Genomic DNA, 18,974 nt, shown 5'->3' with positions numbered 1-18,974 from the left:
GGCGTCCAGCGCCCGCAGATCCGCCTCCGCGGTGGCCAGCACGACGTCGCAGGGCGTGCCAGACGCCAGCACCCGCACCGCCGCCGCCGCGTCCGGCGCGTCCATCAGCAGAGCGCCGTCGGTGTTCAGGTAGCGGGCAAGGAACCGCCGCTCCTCCTCGTCGGCGGCCAGCAGCAGCACCGCCAGCCCCGCCAGCGGCGGAGCGGCGGCGGCCCCGGTGCCACCGTCACCGTCGCCTTCACCGTCCGGGGCGAGGTCGGCGGTGAAGGTGAACCAGAAGGTGGACCCGCGGCCCGGCTCGCTCGACACCCCGACCTCGCCGCCCATCAGCTTCGCCAGACGGCGGCAGATGGACAGCCCCAGCCCGGTCCCGCCGAAGCGCCGGGTGGTCGATGCCTCCGCCTGGGTGAAGGGGCGGAACAGGTGGGCCTGCGCCTCCCTGGCAATGCCGATGCCGGTGTCGGTGACGGTGATCCGGATGGTCGCCCGCCCCTCCTCGAACCGCGCCAGCTCCGCACGGATGCGCACCGAGCCCGAGGGGGTGAACTTCACCGCGTTTCCGGCAATGTTGAACAGCACCTGCCGGATGCGCACCGAATCGCCCATGACCAGGGCGGGCAGGTCGGGATCGACGTAGGCGACCAACGCCAGATCCTTCTGCCGCGCCGCCGGGGCCAGCGTCTCGGCCACGCCCTCCACCACCGCGGCCAGCGACACGGGGGCGCGCTCCAGATCCAGCCGTCCGGCCTCGATCTTCGAGAAGTCCAGGATGTCGTTGATGATGGTCAGCAGCGCTCCCGCCGAATCGCGCACGACGGAGACCAGCTCCCGCTGCTCGACCGTCAGCGGGGTGTATTCCAGCAGCTCCAGCATGCCCTGGACGCCGTTCATGGGGGTGCGGATCTCGTGGCTCATGGTCGCCAGGAACAGCGACTTGGCCTGGTTGGCCGCCTCCGCCTCGGCCCTCGCCGCCTCCGCCGCCTCGGTCGCGGCGACCAGTTCGCGGGTGCGGTCGGTCACCTGGCTTTCCAGGTTGCGGTTCAGCGCGGTCAGCTCCTCGTACAGATGCACGTTGTCGAAGCCGACCGCGACCTTGGAGCAGAAGACCTCCAGAAGCCGCCGCTCGTCCTCCGTCAGGGGGCGCCGGTGGCTGACGTGGAACACCGTGTCGTGGTGGCGCGAGGTGGAGCGGAAGACCAGCAGGCTGCGCTCCCGCTCGTAGCGGTTCCGACCGTCGGCCAACGCCTGGACCACCGCCTCCGCCGCTTCCGCCGGCAGGGCGGCGCGCACCGGCTTGCCCTCCGCCGCCGCGTGGATGCCGCCGGCGCCCAGAACCAGCGGTTCCCGCGCGGCGGTGCCGGTTTCCTCCTCCGTCCAGCGGCTGCACAGGGCGATGCCGTCGCAGGGCGGGCAGATCTCCCCGATCTTCGACACGGCGCCGTGGACGAACTCCGCCATGGTCCGCTTGTCCAGCAGGGCGGAGGATGCGTCCAGGATGCGCTCCAGCCCCTGGCGGTGGTCCTCGATGGCGGTGATGTCCTGATAACCGCGCAGGGCGGCGACGACGGAGGTGAACAGCTTTTGCGCCGTCAGCTCCGTCTTCGATTTGTAGTCGTTGATGTCGTAGTTCAGGATGACGTCGCGTTCCGGCGCCTGCCCCGGCTGGCCGGTGCGCAGGATGATGCGCACACGCCGGTTGTTCAGCTCGTTGCGGATCATGCGCACCAGCCGCAGGCCGGCGTCGTCCGATTCCATCACCACGTCCAGCAGCACCACGGCGATGGCCGGATTCTGCTCCAGCAGGCTGCGCGCCTCCGCCGCCGTGCCGGCGGACAGGAACTGCGCCGGGCGTCCTTCGAAGGTGAAGCCGCGCAGGACCATCTTGGTGGTGGCGTGGATCGCCGGATCGTCGTCCACGATCAGGATGATCCAGGGGTCGGCGGGTTCCGGCGCCGCTTCCCTCGCCAGCTCGGCCTCCGCACCCGGCTCGTCGTCGGCGAAAAGAAACTCGTCGCTCATCGAACCCCCTCCGCGCCGCCCGCAGCCTCCGGTCGCGGGAGGATATCACAGCGCCGCCGCGCATGAACATGCTCCTGCGGCGCGGCACAACCCGTCATCGGCAAGGCGGCGGCGGCAACGACAACTTCCAAATGCAGCTTACCCCGCGGCCTCGCCGCTTCCGGTGGCGGAGTTGTAGGCGTAGGTCCTCCAGGTCGGCTCATACCCGTCGTCGGCCTGGTTGCCCCAGACCGCCCAGTTGGCACGGGCGCCGCGGGCGAACAGCTCCAGATAGGGGCCGGGGCTGCAGGCTTCGATCAGGGCGTATTGCTCGTCCGGCTTGCGCGAATGCTCGCGCTTGCGGGTGCCGACATAGTTCACCTGGGTCCGCCCGGGGGCGAGCGTCCGCGCGTTGCGCCCGCGCACGCCGAACAGGATCAGTTCGGTCACGTTGCGGAAGTAGAAGCCAACGCCCCGCCCGTCGGACCCACCGTCCTTGCGCAGTTTGTGCCAGACGAGGTTGGTCTTGTACTCGAACCCCCAGGCCCTCATCACCTGGAGGCCGTCGGGCAGCAGCGCGTTGGGCACCCAGAGATAGAGATGCGCGGTGGGCGCCAGGATGCCCGCGACGGGAAGCGCGCCGATCTCCTCCACCGTCATGGTGCCGTAGCGCGACAGGCGGCGGTGCTCCGGCGCCATCTTTCCCGTGCGGTTGACGAAGCGCCAGGGCGGGTCGGCCATCACCGTGGCGAACCGGCGGTTGCCGGCGAACTCCGCAAGCTCCGTCGCGGGGTCGGGGGTTCCGGTCGTGCCCATCGCCGCCTGCCCCTCCGCTCGGTTCGCCAAGCCGATTGTCCGCCACCGAAGCGCTTATCGTCAAGCCGCCCCCATCAGCCGCCCTCGTCAGCCGTCTCCGTCAGCCGCCACGCTCGCCGCCGTCCCCGGCATCGGCGTTGCAGAAGCGGCGCAGCCCGTCGAGATCGGCGACGGACACCGTTCCGCCCTGCGTCTCCACCCCCACGCCACGCAGCTTCGCCAGCGCGCGCGAGAAGGTTTCCGGCTGCATGCCCAGGCGCCGCGCGATCAGCGCCTTGTCGAAGGGCAGAGCGAAGTTGGCCGCCCCCGATCCCTCGGGACAGAAGCGCAGCAGGAAGCTGCCGACCCGCTGCGCCGTCGGCTGGACCTGCAACTGCTCGATCTGCTGGACGAGGTGGCGCAGCCGCACCGACAGGGACCCCAGCATGGCGAAGGCGATCTGGTCGTCCTCGCGCAGGCAACGGGCGAAGCCCTCCGCCGTCAGGGTCATGACGCGCGAATCGGCCACCGCTTCGGCGCAGACCGGGAACTTGCCGCTGGCGAACATGGCCGCCTCGGCGAAGGTCTCGCCGGGGGCGACGATGGTCACCACCGCCTCCGCCCCGTCGCGGGTCAGGCGGTAGAGCTTCACCCAGCCGTCGAGCAGCGCGAAGAAGCGGTCGGCCGCCTCGTCCTGCACGAACAGGGTGGTGCCGCGCGGCACCGTGCGCACCTGCGCGGTGCTGACCAGAAGCTCCAGCGACCGGTCGGGCAGACGCCCGAAAAGCGCGTTGGACCGCAGCGTCGCGGCGTCCTGGGGCCGGAAACCCGGCGGATCGTTCTTCATTCTTCCCTCGCCTGCCTAATCCTTGCCTTCACCCTTCGAACCCGACAGCCCCAACCAAACGGCTGCCCCAACCAAACGACTGCCGGGACATTCCGCCGCACCAGCGATTGCCGTTCCGCGCCGTCCGGCTTGACCACGGTCAAGCCCCGCTCCCCCCTGACGCCACAAGGATGCGGCGCCAACAAGAACATGCATCCAGCGGGAGACACGACGATGTTTTGTTATCAATGCGAACAGACCACACGAGGCACCGCCTGCACCGTCCAGGGGGCCTGCGGCAAGACCCCCGACACCGCCGCGCTTCAGGACCTGCTGGTCCATGCCGCCCAGGCAATTTCGCAGTATGCACATCGTTTGGGCAAGATGGGGATTCGCCGCAAGGATGCGGACGCCTTCGTTCTGGACGCGCTGTTCACCACGGTGACCAACGTCAATTTCGACCCGGCCCGTCTGGAAACCCTCCTGCGCGCCGCCGCGGGCCTGCGCGACGAGCTGCGCGCCCTCCATGCGGAGCGCTGTCCCGACACGCTGACCGGCCCCGCGGCCTGGGTGCCCGCCGCCGATCTGGACGGCCTGATCGCCCAGGGCCGGGAGGTCTCCATCGACCGCCGGATCGCCGCGCTCGGCCCCGACCTCGCCGGGTTGCAGGAACTGGTGATGTACGGGCTGAAGGGGGCTGCGGCCTACGCCTGCCACGCCCGCCTGCTGGGCCGTGAGGACGAGGGCGTCCACGCCTTCATGGAGGAGGCGCTGACCGCCCTGGCCGAGGACACCCCGACCGTCGAGGCCCTGCTGGAGCTGTCGCTGCGCACCGGCGCCATGAGCGTGTCGGTGCTGGCCCTGCTGGACGGCGCCAACACGGGGGCCTATGGGCACCCGGTGCCGACCCCGGTGCTGATGGGGCATGTCCCCGGCAAGGCCATCCTGGTGTCCGGCCACGACCTGAAGGACCTGGAGGAGCTGCTGAAGCAGACCGAGGGCACCGGCATCAACGTCTACACCCACGGCGAGATGCTGCCCGCCCACGGCTATCCGGCGCTCAAGAAGTACGCGCATCTGGTGGGCCATTACGGCGGCGCGTGGCAGCGCCAGCGCGGCGAGTTCGACGCCTTCCCCGGCGCCATTCTGATGACCACCAACTGCATCCAGCAGCCGGCCCCGGGCTACGCCGACCGCATCTTCACCTCCGGCCTCGTCGCCTGGCCGGGCGTCACCCACATTTCCGGCCACGACTACGCCCCGGTCATCGCGGCGGCCCTCGAGGCCGAGGGCTTTACCGGCGAGTCGCCGGACCGCCGGCACACGGTCGGCTTCCACCACGACGCCGTGCTGGGCGTCGCCGGCCCGGTGATCGAGGCGGTGAAGAGCGGCGCCATCCGCCACTTCACCCTGATCGGCGGCTGCGACGGGGCGGAAACGGCCCGCAACTACTACACCGACATGGCCGTGGCCCTGCCGCAGGACTCGGTGGTGCTGACGCTCGGCTGCGGGAAGTTCCGGGTGATCGACCAGGATCTGGGCACCGTCGCCGGCCTGCCCCGCCTGCTCGACATGGGCCAGTGCAACGACGCCTATTCCGCCGTGAAGGTCGCCCTGGCGCTGGCCGACGCCTTCGGCGTGGGCGTCAACGACCTGCCGCTGTCGCTGGTGATTTCCTGGTACGAGCAGAAGGCGGTCGCCGTCCTGCTGGCGCTGCTGCATCTGGGGGTGAAGAACATCCGCCTCGGCCCGAAGCTGCCGGCCTTCGTCACCCCCGCTGTGCTGAAGGTTCTGGTGGACGCCTACAACATCATGCCCATCGGCACGGTGCAGGACGACCTGAAGGCCATGGGCCTGGCCGCGTAACCCCGAAAACGAACCGGGGCGCCTCCTTGCGGAAGCGCCCCGGCCGTTCTTCAGAAGCCGAAGAAGGCTTAGCGGTACTCGACCTTGCCGGCCTCCGGACCCTTCTGGCCCTGGCGGACGGTCACGCGCACCTGATCGCCTTCCTGGAGCGTCTGCATGCCGGAGCGGCGCAGCACGTTCACATGGACGAAGACGTCCTTGCCACCGGTGCTCGGCGTGATGAAGCCGAAGCCCTTGTCGGCGTTGAACCACTTGACGGTGCCGTCGACCTCTTCGCCGCCGCCGGCGTCGTTGCCCCAGCCGCCGCGGTCGTAACCGCCGCCGCCGCCGCCGTAGCCGCCACGGTCATAGCCGCCGCCGCCAAAGCCGCCGCCACCCGTGCGGGCCGGACGGGCCGAACGGGTCGCGGTGGAGGTGTCCACGGATTGGATGGAAGCAACCTGCGGACCCTTCGGGCCGCGGGCGAGGTCGCAAACGATGGTGGCGCCTTCGTCGAGCGCGTCATAGCCGGCGGCCTGGACCGCGGAGACGTGCAGGAAGGCGTCGGGCGAACCGTCCTCGGGGGACACGAAGCCGAACCCCTTGGTGGGGTTGAACCACTTCACAGTGGCGGTGACGTTGGCCTTGGTGATCTCGGGAGCGCGGTAGCCCTGACGGGGCGGGCGGTCGAACATGTGTCTTCAAGCTCATAGAGGATGCCGAATTATCTTTGTCACAGGGTAGGAGCCATCCGTCAAGCACGCCAAAGGCCAGACGCCCCTTCCTGCGACATTCGGCCAAGGGGAGGACCGTCCGTTCGGAAGGGGTACCGGTCCCGAAGACGCCCGGTACCGCCCCCGCGCGCCCTTCAGGGCGCCGCTCCGCCACGGCTCCGGAAAATGCATATTTTACCCTGACGGTCCAATGACTTGGCGCGAAACTCACACCCTGCCGCCGGGCCGGCGCGGCATACCCGGGCAGGCGCCGCAAACACCGCGCGCATACCCCTGTGACAAAAACCCGACATGGTTGTCCGGTCCGCCGGGTCACGCGGGCGACAGCCATTCCCCCAGCTTCGTCCAGCGCCGCCGCCCCTGCGTTCCGCGCACCGCCATGGCGAGCGCGCGGCGCTGGCCGAGCATCACCACCAGCCGCTTGCCCCGCGTCACGCCCGTATAGATCAGGTTGCGCTGGAGCATCGTGTAATGCTGGGTCACCACGGGAATGACGACCACCGGGTATTCCGATCCCTGGCTTTTGTGAATCGTCGTGGCATAGGCGAGAACGATTTCGTCCAATTCTCCGAAATCATAGGTCACCGGGCGCCCGTCGAAGGTGGCGGTCAGCGTTCCTTCTTCCGGATCGACGGCGGATACGATGCCGAGGTCGCCGTTGTAGACCTCCTTGTCGTAGTTGTTCTCCACCTGCATGACCTTGTCGCCGGGGCCGAAGGTCCAACCGAATCGCTCGACTCGGGATTCGCCCGGCGGGTTCAGCGCCTTCTGCAACTCGATGTTCAGCGACCGCGCACCGAGGCCGCCGCGGTTCATCGGGCAGAGGATCTGCACGTCGCGCACCGGGTCGGCGCCGAATCGGCGGGGAATGCGGTCGCGCACCATCCCGATCAGCTTCGCCACCCCGGCCTCCGGAGTCGCCGCCTCCACGAAGTAGAAATCGCTGTCCTCCCCCGCCTTCGGCCATTCCGGCATCCGCCCGGCGTTGATGCGGTGGGCGTTGACGATGATGCGGCTGGTCGCCGCCTGCCGGAAGATCTCGGTCAGCCGGACCACCGGCACGGCGCCGGACCCGATCACGTCGGCCAGCACCTGCCCCGGCCCGACCGAGGGCAACTGGTCCACGTCGCCGACCAGCAGCAGCGCGGCCCGCCCCGGCACGGCGCGCAGCAGGGCGTTCATCAGCGGCACGTCCACCATGCTGGTCTCGTCCACCACCAGCAGGTCGCAGTCCAGCGGGTTGGTCTCGTCGCGCTTGAAGCCGCCGGCCTGCGGGTCGGTCTCCAGCAGGCGGTGGATGGTCCGCGCCTCCATGCCGGTGCTCTCGCTCAGCCGCTTGGCGGCGCGGCCCGTGGGGGCGGCCAGCGCGATCGACACGCCCTTGGCCTTCAGCACGGTCAGGATGCTGTTCACCAGCGTCGTCTTGCCCACGCCGGGGCCGCCGGTGATGACCAGCAGCTTCGCCGCGACCGCTTGGCGCAGCGCCTCCCGCTGGCCTTCCGCCAGGGTGATGCCGGCCTTCGCCTCCACCCAGGGGATGGCCTTCTCCGCGTCGATCCCCGGCCAGGGCACCGGGCCGCCGGCCAGCCGCCGCAGCCGTTCGGCGATGGCCTGCTCCGCCCGGTGCAGGCTGGCCAGGAACAGGCAGGGTTCCCCGCCCAGGCTGTCGGCGACGACCGCGCCGTCCTGCCGCTCCAGCTCCGCCGCGGTCTCCAGGATGGAGGCGTCGATCTCCAGCAGCTTCACGGCGAGCGGGATCAGCTCCGCCACCGGCACCCCGCAATGGCCCTGGTCCGTCGCCTCCGCCAGGGCGTAGCCGATGCCGGCCCGCGCCCGGATCATCGCGGTCTTCTCGATGCCCAGCTTCGCCGCCACCGCGTCCGCTGTCTTGAAGCCGATGCCGCGGATGTCGCGGGCCAGCCGGTAGGGGTTCTCGGTGATCAGCCGGATGGCGTCCGCCCCGTAGGTCTTGAAGATGCGCACCGCCCGCGAGGTGCCGACCCCGTGGCTGTGCAGGAAGATCATGATCTCGCGGATCACCTTCTGGTCGGCCCAGCCGGCGGTGATGCGCTGCGCCCGCTTCGGCCCGATGCCGGTGACCTGCCGCAGCCGGTCCGGCTCCTGCTCGATCACGTCGAACACGGCCTCGCCGAACGCCTTCACCAGCTTCTTCGCGTAGACCGGCCCGATGCCGCGGATCAGGCCGGAGCCGAGATACGTCTCGATCCCCTCCACCGTGGTCGGCGGGGTGGCGCGCAGGAAGTCGGCCTTGAACTGGAGTCCGTGGTTGCGGTCGTTCACCCAGGCGCCGCTGGCCTGCACGAACTCCCCCGCGCTGATCGTGGCGGCGTGGCCGACCAGCGTGACGAGGTCGCGCTGCCCGCGCACCTTCAACCGCAGCACGCAGAATCCCGTCTCCGGGCTGTGGAAGGTCACCCGCTCCACCAGCCCCGACAGCGGTTCCCGCACAGGCGCGCCCGCCGCGGGGGATGCATGACCGGATATGCTCATGCTTCTCAACATAGTCAGCGCCGGGCCTTCGGGGGAGAGCCGCCGCGCTCCGTCAATTCGGAGGAAGACCGCAGCGCCGCGAATGTGTACTTTGTCGCCCGAAGCCCGCGCCGGGGCCGGACCGAACGGACGGCGCCGCTTGCGGGCCAGCGGTGAAAAAACGTCAGCCAACGAACGACAAACCGAAAAACCGCGGTGTCTACGACTTCGGAAGGAAAGAGCAACAATGGTGACGGAACGGATTCAGGTTGGCGGCTTGCAGGTTGCCACGGAGCTTCACCGCTTCATCGAGAACGAAGCCCTGCCGGGCACCGGCGTGTCGCCGGAACAGTTCTGGTCGGGCCTTGACGCGATCCTCCACGATCTGGCCCCGCGCAACCGCGCGCTGCTGGCCCGGCGGGACGAGCTTCAGGCCCAGATCGACGAGTGGTACCGCAGCCGCCGCGGCCAGCCGCTGGACCGCGCGGCCCACACGGAATTCCTGAAGGACATCGGCTATCTGCTGCCGGAAGGCCCGGACTTCGCCGTGACGACGGAGAACGTCGATCCGGAGATCTCCACCACCGCCGGCCCGCAGCTCGTCGTGCCGGTGATGAACGCCCGCTACGCGCTGAACGCCGCCAACGCCCGCTGGGGCAGCCTGTACGACGCGCTCTACGGCACCGACGCCATCCCCGACACGGATGGGGCGGAGCGCGGCGCCGGCTACAACCCGAAGCGCGGCGAGAAGGTCATCGCCTTCGCCCGCAACGTGCTGGACCGCGCCGCGCCGCTGTCCGACGGGTCGCACGCCGACGCCGCCGGCTACACGGTCGAGGACGGGCGCCTGCTGGTCGCGCTGAAGGACGGGCGCACCACGGGTCTGGCCGAGCCGGAGAAGCTGGTCGGCTATGCCGGCGAGGCGTCCGCCCCCACGGGCATCCTGCTGGCCAACAACGGCCTGCACCTGGAAATCCGCATCGACCGCAGCCACCCCATCGGCAAGACCGACGCGGCGGGGGTCGCCGACCTGCTGCTCGAATCCGCCCTGACCACCATCCAGGACTGCGAGGATTCCGTCGCCGCCGTGGATGCGGAGGACAAGGTGCTGGTCTACCGCAACTGGCTGGGCCTGATGAAGGGCGACCTGACCGCCCAGTTCCCCAAGGGGAACGGCACGGTCGAGCGCCGCCTGAACGAGGACCGCCGCTACGCCGCCGCCGCGGGCGGCACGGTGACCCTGCCGGGCCGCAGCCTGATGCTGGTCCGCAACGTCGGCCATCTGATGACCATCAACGCCGTGCTGCTGAAGGACGGCAGCGAGGCGCCGGAAGGCATCCTGGACGGCATGATCACCTCGCTGATCGCGCTGCACGACATCAACGGCGCCCGCCGCAACAGCCGCGCCGGCTCCGTCTACATCGTGAAGCCGAAGATGCACGGGCCGGAGGAGGTCGCCTTCGCGGACGAGCTGTTCGGCCGCGTCGAGGCCGCGCTGGGCATCGCGCGCAACACGCTGAAGATGGGCATCATGGACGAGGAGCGCCGCACCACGGTGAACCTCAAGGAGTGCATCCGGGCCGCCGCGGCGCGCGTGGTGTTCATCAACACCGGCTTCCTCGACCGCACCGGCGACGAGATGCACACCGCCATGGAAGCCGGCCCGATGATCCGCAAGAACGACATGAAGTCGTCCGCCTGGATCAAGTCGTACGAGGACTGGAACGTGGACACCGGCCTGCTCTGCGGGCTGAAGGGCCACGCCCAGATCGGCAAGGGCATGTGGGCGATGCCGGACCGCATGGCCGACATGCTGGCCGCCAAGATCGCCCACCCGCAGGCCGGCGCCAACACCGCCTGGGTGCCCTCGCCCACCGCGGCCACGCTGCACGCCCTGCACTACCATCAGGTCAACGTCGCCGCCCGGCAGGAGGAGCTGGCCCGGCGCGAGCGCGCCAGCCTGGACGCCATCCTGACCATCCCCATGGCCGACCGCCCCAACTGGTCGGAACAGGAGATCCAGCAGGAGCTGGACAACAACGCCCAGGGCATCCTCGGCTACGTCGTGCGCTGGATCGACCAGGGCGTCGGCTGCTCCAAGGTGCCGGACATCAACAACGTCGGGCTGATGGAAGACCGCGCCACCCTGCGCATCTCCAGCCAGCACATCGCCAACTGGCTGCACCACGGCATCACCACCGAGGCGCAGGTCATGGAGACGATGAAGCGCATGGCCGCCGTGGTGGACAAGCAGAACGCCGGCGACCCGCTCTACCGCCCGATGGCCGCGGACTTCGACGGCAGCGTCGCCTTCCAGGCCGCCTGCGACCTCGTCTTCAAGGGCCGCGAGCAGCCGAACGGCTACACCGAGCCGGTGCTGCACCGCCGCCGCATCGAGGCCAAGGCGAAGGCCGCGGTCTGATCCGGCCAAAGCTTTATCCGGCGCCCATCGAAGGCCCTTCCCCGTCCGCGGGGGAGGGCCTTTTTCTTTGCGCGCCGGCAACAAAGCAACCTTCCGTGCGAAACGAAAACAAAGATCCATGAATCAAAGAGTACAGATTGCATAGAACAACGCGAGCAACCCACTTCCTGCAGGACTTTCCGACACGAACCGCCAATCCCAAGCGTCCGAAGTCCGTATGCAGCAAGTTCACGTCAGCCATGAGCCTCCATAAGAAGGCGAACACGTCTTAAGGTTTTGTAATAGGATTAACGGCAAACTTGCGCTCGTGGACAATTGAAGGAATTGTCCAGACGAGACGGTTTACGGCTGTATGTAAGCCGCGGCAATACGTCACACGGAGCACTGTTATGAACTTTCTGCACGCCATGACCATCAAACGAAAAGCAACACTGACTGCTTTGTTCGTTTTCGTCGTCATGGCGACAGCAACTTTCTTCGTCGGGAAAGAAATGTCGCTGCAGAAGACCAATCTGAGCAACGTCCGCCAAATCGCGGACGAGGTGAGCGACAAGGTGGTGCCGCTGAGCGGCCTGATCGCCGACCTGCGCTACGACGTGGCGCAGGTGCAGCAGTGGCTGACCGACATATCGGCCACCCGCGGGCTGGACGGGCTGAACGACGGGCCGGAAAAGGCCGCCGAATACGCGAAGGCTTTCGACAAGCAGGCCGCCGAGGCCGACGCCATCGCGCGCCATCTCGATCTGGCCGACATGGTGAAGGCCATCGCCGCCACCCGCGCCGCTTTCCCGCGCTTCTACGAACTGGGCCAGCGCATGGCCGGCGCCTATGTCGAGGGCGGCCCGTCGGCGGGCAACGCCATGATGGAGCAGTTCGACGCCGCTGCGGAAAGCATGGACAAGGAAATGGAACGGTTGCTCTCCACCATGGAGCAGGTCCGCGGGCAGCGCCTGGACGGCCTCGGCGCGGCGGTGACCGACATCGAGACCGCCTCCGTCACGCTGGAGCGCGAGTTGATCGCGACGGCGGCGATGACGCTGTTTCTGATCGCGTCCTCCATCCTGTTCCTGCGGCTGGCGGTGGTCGGGCCGATCGACCGCATGCGCCTCACCATGAACAGCATGGCCGCCGGCAACCTGCGGGTGGAGGTCGGGTTCGAAGGGCGCAAGGACGAGATCGGGCAGATGGCCGCCGCCGTGCAGGTGTTCCGTGAAGCCGGGCTGGAGAACGAGCGCCTGCGCGCCGAGCAGGAGCGGGCCCGCGAAACCGGCGAGGAGGAGCGCCGGCAGGCTCTGGCCTCCATGGCCGACACGGTGGAGCGGGAGACCCGCGCCGCGGTGGAGCGGGTGGCCCGGCACGCCGGCGAGATGGCCAGCAACGCCGAGGCGATGGCCGCCTCCGCCGGGATGGTCAGCGACAATTCACAGAACGTCGCCGCCGCGGCCAGCCAGGCGCTGGCGAACGCCCAGACCGTCGCCGCCGCGGCCAACGAACTGTCCTCCTCGATCCGGGAAATCGGGCGGCAGGTGTCCGCGTCGGTTTCGGTCACCGGGCAGGCCGTGGAGAAGGCCGGCTCCGCCAGCGCGATCATCGGCCACCTGTCGGAGGCGGTGGAGCGCATCGGCGCCGTCGCCCGCCTGATCGGCGACATCGCCAGCCAGACCAACCTGCTGGCGCTGAACGCCACCATCGAGGCGGCACGGGCCGGCGAGGCCGGAAAGGGCTTCGCCGTGGTGGCGCAAGAGGTGAAGAACCTCGCCAACCAGACCGCCCGCTCCACCGAGGAGATCGCCACCCTCATCACCGACGTGCAGTCGGTCACCCGGCAGGCCGTGGACCGGGTGGGCGAAGTCGCCGCGACCATCCATCAGGTTTCCGACATCTCCACCTCCATCGCCGCCTCGGTCGAGGAGCAGGACGCCGCCACCGAGGAGATCGCCCGCACCGTCAACGAGACCAGCCACGCCGCGCAGGAGGTCTCCAGCCGCATCGCCCTGGTTTCCGAAGAGGCCAACCAGACCGGCGAGCGGGCCGGCGGCATGCGCGCCGCCGCCGGGGACGTGGCGCAGAGCATCGACGAGTTGCAGAGCATCCTGGTGCGCGTCGTCCGCACCGCGACCAGCGACGTGGACCGCCGCCGCAAGCCGCGCTTCCGGCTCGACCTGCCCTGCACCATTGATGGCGCCGGGGCCGGAGCGGGGAAGGAGGCGCGGATCGCCAACCTGTCTTCCGGCGGCGCCATGATCCGGAACGCACCGGCGATGACCACGGGCGCCCCCGGCACGCTGCGCGCCTCCGGCCTGTCCCGCCCCGTGCCCTTCACGGTGAAGTCCTGCGAGCACGGCCAACTGCACGTGAAGTTCACGCTGCCGGACGCCGAGCAGCAGGCGCTGGATCACGATCTGGCGATCCTGACGCGCGGCATGGCTCCGGACCGCAGCGCCGCGTGAGGCGAGGGGGTTTCCCCCTCCCCGGCCCTCCCCCGCTCTGCGGGAGAGGGCGCCTTCTGCGAAGCGGCGGCAGCCCCCTCTCCCTGGAAAAGGGGGAGGTTTGGGGAGGGGGCCGGCGTTCCCCATGGCCCAGACATGGCGAAGGCCGGAAACCCGTCTGGGTTCCGGCCTTCGAGGATGGTGGGCGCGACAGGGATTGAACCTGTGACCCCTACGATGTCAACGTAGTGCTCTCCCGCTGAGCTACGCGCCCATCCGTGCCGCCGGTCGGTTCGGGGTTCGGCATCCGTCTTGCGTCCCGTCCGGCGTGGGCGTGGGATGTACCATCATCCCGGGGGGCTGGCAAGCCCGGATTTCACTTTTTTCCGTCCGTAAGGAACCGCATCCGCTTTTCCGCCGACGCGACGCCGCAAGCCTCCCACCTGTTGGGGCATCTGTCGGAACACAAGCGGGACGGTGCGTGACAGAGCCGCCCATGTCCACTACATCACATGCCATGGATGCTTCCGTCGACGCCGCCCCACCGGAACCGGCCTTCGAACTTCTGGCCCCGGACGAACAGACCAAACCGCTGGTGCTGGCCTCGCCGCACAGCGGCAACCGCTATCCGGCCGAGTTCCTGGCGGCGGCGCGGCTCGACCCCCGCGCGCTGCGCAAATCGGAAGACTGCTTCGTCGACGAGATCTTCGCGGGCGCCCCGGCGCTGGGCATCCCGCTGATCCGGGCGCTGTTTCCCCGCGCCTTCCTGGACGTCAACCGCGAAGCCTACGAGCTGGACCCGGAGATGTTCGCGGACCCCCTGCCCCCCTACGTCAACACGCGCTCGCCGCGCGTGGCGGCGGGGCTGGGCACCATCGCGCGGGTGGTCGCCAACGGGGAGGACATCTACCGCGGCAAGCTGCGCTTCGCCGAGGCGGTGCGGCGGGTCGAGCAGTATTACACCCCCTACCACGGCGCGCTACGCCGGCTGATCGAGGACACGCGCAACCGCTTCGGCCATGCGGTGCTGATCGATTGCCATTCCATGCCCTCCCCCGGGCTGGGCGACCGCGACAACCGGCGCAGCGACATCGTGCTGGGGGACTGTTTCGGCAATTCCTGCGCCCCGGCGATCATCGAGACGGCGGAGCGCTTCCTGCGCGGCCTGGGCTACACGGTCAGCCGCAACGCGCCCTACGCCGGCGGCTACACCACCCGCCATTACGGGCGCCCGCGCCAGGGCATCCACGCCCTTCAGATCGAGATCAGCCGCGACCTCTACATGGACGAGGCCACGCTGTCGCGCCTGCCCTTCCTGAACGTCCTGACACGCCACATGCACGAGATGGTGGACAACATCGCCCACCTGCCGCCCGGCCCGCTGGCGCCGCGCTGACGCACAAAAAAAGGCCGGGGCAAAGGCCCCGGCCCGAGTCTAGGGAGGAAACGCCCAAGAAGTGCGTTACGGCATCGCCCGCATCACAGACACGATCAATGCCGCACTGCACAATATGATGAGCCCCCTGGCGGGGATCAAGAGGGAAAATGCTTTTTCATGCAATTCAATGGCTTGAGTAAAGTTAAGACAAAGCCCGAGCGTGGTGCAAACAGCCGCTTATGCTGCATTGCACACAAAATCCCGGTTCTGCTCCCGCACAATCTGGGGCTGGCGGCGCGTCCGCCAACCCTCCCCGGTCCTTCGGCATAACCCATCCGACCGATAGGGAACCAACTTTCCGTACGGTCGTTTCGTCCCTGCGCGTCCTGGGGGCGCACCCCCGCCGCGCACCAAACGGCCGCCTTTCCGCGCGGCCGTCCGGCACCGGAGAACCGTCAACGTGAGCAGACTGGTCGTCGTATCCAACCGCGTCGCCCCCATCGACGAAGGCAAGCAGGCCGCCGGGGGGCTGGCCGTCGCGGTGCTGGCCGCCCTGAAGAAGACCGGCGGCATCTGGTTCGGCTGGAGCGGCACGGTGGTCGAGGAGGAATCGCAGAGCGAGCCCCGGCGGACCGACGTCGGGCGCCTGACCTACGCGACGCTGGACCTCAGCCGCCGCGATTTCGAGGAATACTACAACGGCTTCGCCAACCAGACCCTGTGGCCGCTGTTCCATTACCGCCTCGGCCTGATCGAGGTCAGCCGCCGCACGCGGGAGGGCTACAAGCGGGTCAACGGCTATTTCGCGGAGAAGCTGGTTCCGCTGCTGCGTCCGGACGACATGGTGTGGGTCCACGACTATCACCTGATCCCCTTCGGCGAGGAGCTGCGCCAGCGCGGCTGCAACCAGCGCATGGGCTTCTTCCTGCACACCCCCTTCCCCGCGCCGGAGGTGCTGGTGGCGCTGCCCAACCACCGCGAGGTGATCCGGGAGCTGTGCGCCTACGACCTCGTCGGCTTCCACACCCAGGTGGACCTGCGCTGCTTCGCCGACTACATCCGGCAGGAGCTGAACGGCGAGGTGGAGGACCGCGGCCCGGAGGGCGGCCTGCTGATCCACGCCTTCGGGCGCACGCTGCTGGCCCGCGCCTTCCCCATCAGCATCGACACCGACACTCTGGTGAGCCTCGCCGAGACCGCCGTGCGTTCCCGCCATTCGGAGCGGCTGAAGGAGAGCCTCGTCGGGCGGCGGCTGATCATCGGGGTGGACCGGCTCGACTATTCCAAGGGCCTGCCGCAGCGCTTCCAGGCGTTCGAGCAGCTCCTGGTGGCCTATCCGGAGCACTGCAACCGCGTCTCCTTCCTTCAGGTGGCGCCGCCCAGCCGCGAGGACGTGCCCGAATACATCGCCATCAAGCGCGAGCTGTCGGAGCTGTCGGGCCGCATCAACGGGCGCTTCGCCGAGTTTGACTGGGTGCCCATCCGCTATCTGAACAAGAGCTTCGGGCGGCGCGTGCTGGCCGGCTTCTACCGCACGGCCCATGTCGGGCTGGTCACCCCGCTGCGCGACGGCATGAACCTCGTCGCCAAGGAGTATGTGGCCTGCCAGGACCCGGACGATCCCGGCGTGCTGGTGCTGTCCACCTTCGCGGGGGCGGCGCGGGAACTCGATTCGGCGCTGATCGTCAACCCCTTCGACATCGAAGCGGTGGCCGACGCGCTCCAGCGCGCCCTGACCATGGCCCTGCCCGAGCGGAAGGAGCGCCACGCCGCGATGATGCGCACCCTGCGCAGCCACGACATCGGCTGGTGGCGCGAATCCTACGTGGATGCCTTGACGCGCGCGCCGTACGGGTGAAACTGTTTCCATGACCACCGACCGCACCGCCGCCACCGGCCCCGCCCCGCTCACCCTGGTCGCCGACATCGGCGGCACCAACGCCCGCTTCGGCCTGATCGACGGCACGGGAATCCACGGCTCGCGCGTTCTGCGCTGCGCCGACTTCCCGTCGCTGGAGGCGGCGGCGCTGGCCTATCTGGGCGGCATGGCGCCGGACGCCCGGCCCAGCCGGGGCGCTTTCGCCATCGCCGGCCCGGTGACCGGCGACGCGGTGCTGATGACCAACCGGGGCTGGTCCTTCTCCACGGCGGAGGTGCGCGGCAAGCTGGGGCTGGAGCGGCTGGCCGTCATCAACGACTTCACCGCCGTGGCCCTGTCGGTGCCCCGCCTCACCCCCGCCGACCTGCATCAGGTGGGCGAGGGGGCGCCGGAGCCGGGCCGCGTCGTCGGCGTGATCGGGCCGGGCAGCGGGCTGGGCGTGTCGGGGCTGGTGCCCGGACCGCAGGGCTGGACCGCCCTGGCGGCGGAGGGCGGCCACGTCACCATGGCCCCGGTCAGCGACCGCGAAAGCGCCGTGCTGGCCCAGCTCCGCAAGAGCTTCGACCATGTGTCGGCGGAGCGGGTGCTGTCCGGGCCGGGTCTGGTCAACCTCTATCAGGCGCTGTGCATCCTCGACCACCAGGAGCCGGAGCCCTTCACCCCCGCCCAGGTCTCCGACGCCGCGACGGCCAACACCAACCCCCATTGCGTGGAGGCGGTGGAGATGTTCTGCGCGATGCTCGGCACCGTGGCGGGCAACCTCGCTTTGACGCTGGGGGCGCGGGGCGGCGTCTACATCGCGGGCGGCGTCGTGCCGAAGCTGGGCACCCTGTTCACCCATTCCCGCTTCCGCAAGCGCTTCATGGAGAAGGGCCGGATGCGCGACTTCCTGGCCCCGATCCCGACCTACGTCATCACCCACGAGCTTCCCGCCTTCCTCGGTCTGGCGGAGGCCGCGGAGCGGGTATGAAACGGCCGCGGCGCGGGCGTAGACGCGCTTCAGCCCGTCAACCGCGACACGGCCAGTTTCAAGTCGGCCAGGAAGGTCGGCTGCTCGGCGAGCTGGCCGCGCAGGATGTAGCTGGGGTGGAAGGTCGCCACCACCTCCGCCCCCGGCACGAGGCGGCAGGGCTGGACCGTGCCGCGCAACTGCATGATCCCGTTCAACCCGGTCAGCGCCCACAGCGGCGTGCGGCCCAGCGCGACGACGACGCGGGGGGCGTAGGCTTCCAGCGTCCGTTGCAGGTGATCGACCTCGCCGGAGAACTCCGCCAGCACCCAGTCGGAGGTGCCGAACGGCCCCCAGCGCTCGTCAAGCGCCCGCCCCTCCTTCCTCGCGCGGGTGCGGGAGGCGAAGAAGTGCCCCACCCTGTTGCCCGGCGGCTGGAAGCGGAAAACGTTGGCGACAAGGCATTCCGCCCGCTCCACCCCCGCGGCCTTCAGCGTCTCGTCGAGAAGCTGGCCGCTGCGCCCGACGAAGGGCTTGCCCTGCCGGGCCTCCTCCGCCCCCGGCGCCTCCCCCACGATGGCGAGCCGCGGCCCGGCGGCGGGTTTGCTGGGTTGCTGATCGTCGGCGAAGGGCAGATCCGTCATGCTTTCGCTTCCGCTGCTGGTTGCGAGGCTTGCCGCCGCGAGGTTGCGACCCCAGCATTGTTCGAAGCCGGGGTTCGAAACCGGGGTTCGAAACCAACAACACAGGAGGACGCAACATGGCGGCACATCAGGATCTGACGGGCAAAAGCTGCGAGCCCTGCCGCGGCGGCATCCCCCCGATGGACCGCGCCATGGCGGAAAGCTATCTGGTGCAGGTGCCCGGCTGGTCGATCAAGCCGGACCCGGACCGGCTGGAGCGCGACTACCGCTTCGCCGACTTCCGCGAGGCCCAGCATTTCGCGATGCGCGTCGGCGACCTGTGCGAGGCGGAGGGCCACCACGCAGAGATCCTCTACGGCTGGGGCCACTGCACGGTCACCTTCTGGACGCACAAGATCAGGGGCCTGCACGAGAACGACTTCATCATGGCCGCAAAGGTCGAAGGGCTGATGGACGAGCCCTACGCGCCGGTGTCGGAGTCCATGGGCGACGTCTCCCCCACCGCGCGGCACGGGTGAACTTGCGGGTTGCGCATTTCATTGCCCTCTCTCTTCCGGGGAGAGGGTAGGCTGAGGGGGTTACGCC

General features: G+C 69.2%; 13 protein-coding genes and 1 tRNA gene. 7 read left to right on the top strand and 7 right to left on the bottom strand.

What is annotated here, in order from left to right; all coding sequences use genetic code 11:
* The 3 genes from QSG27_RS10510 to QSG27_RS10500 all read right to left on the bottom strand — a co-directional run.
* Positions 1-2,019: DUF3369 domain-containing protein (locus tag QSG27_RS10510; protein ID WP_306705851.1), on the bottom strand; the 2,019-nt coding region annotated here is incomplete at its 3' end.
* Positions 2,020-2,157: 138 nt separating this feature from the next.
* Positions 2,158-2,844, bottom strand: a complete 687-nt coding sequence (locus QSG27_RS10505; RefSeq protein ID WP_306705849.1) for an MT-A70 family methyltransferase — start codon at positions 2,842-2,844, stop codon at positions 2,158-2,160.
* A 70-nt stretch (positions 2,845-2,914) separates the two neighbouring features.
* Positions 2,915-3,640: a Crp/Fnr family transcriptional regulator gene (locus QSG27_RS10500; RefSeq protein WP_306705847.1), complete on the bottom strand. Its 726-nt coding sequence runs from the start codon at positions 3,638-3,640 to the stop codon at positions 2,915-2,917.
* A gap of 213 nt (positions 3,641-3,853) precedes the next feature.
* On the opposite strand from QSG27_RS10500, the gene hcp reads away from it, so the two are divergent.
* Entirely contained in the window at positions 3,854-5,485 is a 1,632-nt protein-coding gene (hcp, locus tag QSG27_RS10495; protein ID WP_306705845.1) for a hydroxylamine reductase, read from the top strand.
* A 68-nt stretch (positions 5,486-5,553) separates the two neighbouring features.
* On the opposite strand, the gene QSG27_RS10490 is transcribed toward hcp, so the two are convergent.
* The gene (locus QSG27_RS10490) at positions 5,554-6,159 is read right to left on the bottom strand and encodes a cold-shock protein (protein ID WP_306705843.1); all 606 of its coding nucleotides are present in this window, start codon (positions 6,157-6,159) and stop codon (positions 5,554-5,556) included.
* A gap of 351 nt (positions 6,160-6,510) precedes the next feature.
* Positions 6,511-8,709: an SF1B family DNA helicase RecD2 gene (recD2, locus tag QSG27_RS10485; protein WP_306705841.1), complete on the bottom strand. Its 2,199-nt coding sequence runs from the start codon at positions 8,707-8,709 to the stop codon at positions 6,511-6,513.
* Between the two features lie 229 nt (positions 8,710-8,938).
* On the opposite strand from recD2, the gene QSG27_RS10480 reads away from it, so the two are divergent.
* On the top strand, positions 8,939-11,110 hold the full coding sequence (locus QSG27_RS10480) for a malate synthase G (protein WP_306705854.1): 2,172 nt from the start codon (positions 8,939-8,941) through the stop codon (positions 11,108-11,110).
* 491 nt (positions 11,111-11,601) lie between these two features.
* Complete coding sequence (locus QSG27_RS10475) at positions 11,602-13,560, top strand: methyl-accepting chemotaxis protein (protein ID WP_306705839.1); 1,959 nt, start codon at positions 11,602-11,604, stop codon at positions 13,558-13,560.
* 178 nt (positions 13,561-13,738) lie between these two features.
* On the opposite strand, the gene QSG27_RS10470 is transcribed toward QSG27_RS10475, so the two are convergent.
* Positions 13,739-13,813 (bottom strand) — tRNA-Val (locus QSG27_RS10470).
* Between the two features lie 243 nt (positions 13,814-14,056).
* Here QSG27_RS10470 and QSG27_RS10465 point away from each other — a divergent pair.
* From QSG27_RS10465 to QSG27_RS10455, 3 genes are all read left to right on the top strand, one after another.
* Positions 14,057-14,935, top strand: coding sequence for an N-formylglutamate amidohydrolase (locus QSG27_RS10465; protein WP_306705837.1), 879 nt, complete (start codon positions 14,057-14,059; stop codon positions 14,933-14,935).
* 442 nt (positions 14,936-15,377) lie between these two features.
* On the top strand, positions 15,378-16,775 hold the full coding sequence (gene otsA, locus QSG27_RS10460) for an alpha,alpha-trehalose-phosphate synthase (UDP-forming) (protein ID WP_306705836.1): 1,398 nt from the start codon (positions 15,378-15,380) through the stop codon (positions 16,773-16,775).
* A gap of 10 nt (positions 16,776-16,785) precedes the next feature.
* Positions 16,786-17,766, top strand: a complete 981-nt coding sequence (locus QSG27_RS10455; protein ID WP_306705834.1) for a glucokinase — start codon at positions 16,786-16,788, stop codon at positions 17,764-17,766.
* A 29-nt stretch (positions 17,767-17,795) separates the two neighbouring features.
* On the opposite strand, the gene QSG27_RS10450 is transcribed toward QSG27_RS10455, so the two are convergent.
* On the bottom strand, positions 17,796-18,389 hold the full coding sequence (locus QSG27_RS10450; RefSeq protein ID WP_306705833.1) for a uracil-DNA glycosylase: 594 nt from the start codon (positions 18,387-18,389) through the stop codon (positions 17,796-17,798).
* 116 nt (positions 18,390-18,505) lie between these two features.
* On the opposite strand from QSG27_RS10450, the gene QSG27_RS10445 reads away from it, so the two are divergent.
* Positions 18,506-18,907 carry a 4a-hydroxytetrahydrobiopterin dehydratase gene (locus QSG27_RS10445; protein ID WP_306705831.1) on the top strand — a complete coding sequence of 134 codons (402 nt, stop codon included), beginning with the start codon at positions 18,506-18,508 and terminating at the stop codon, positions 18,905-18,907.
* Positions 18,908-18,974: the final 67 nt, after the last annotated feature.

Source organism: Azospirillum isscasi (assembly GCF_030849505.1).
GTDB classification, from domain to species: Bacteria; Pseudomonadota; Alphaproteobacteria; order Azospirillales; family Azospirillaceae; genus Azospirillum; species Azospirillum isscasi.
The sequence above is the reverse complement of the archived record's forward strand: the minus strand, read 5'-3'. Positions and strand labels throughout refer to the sequence as shown.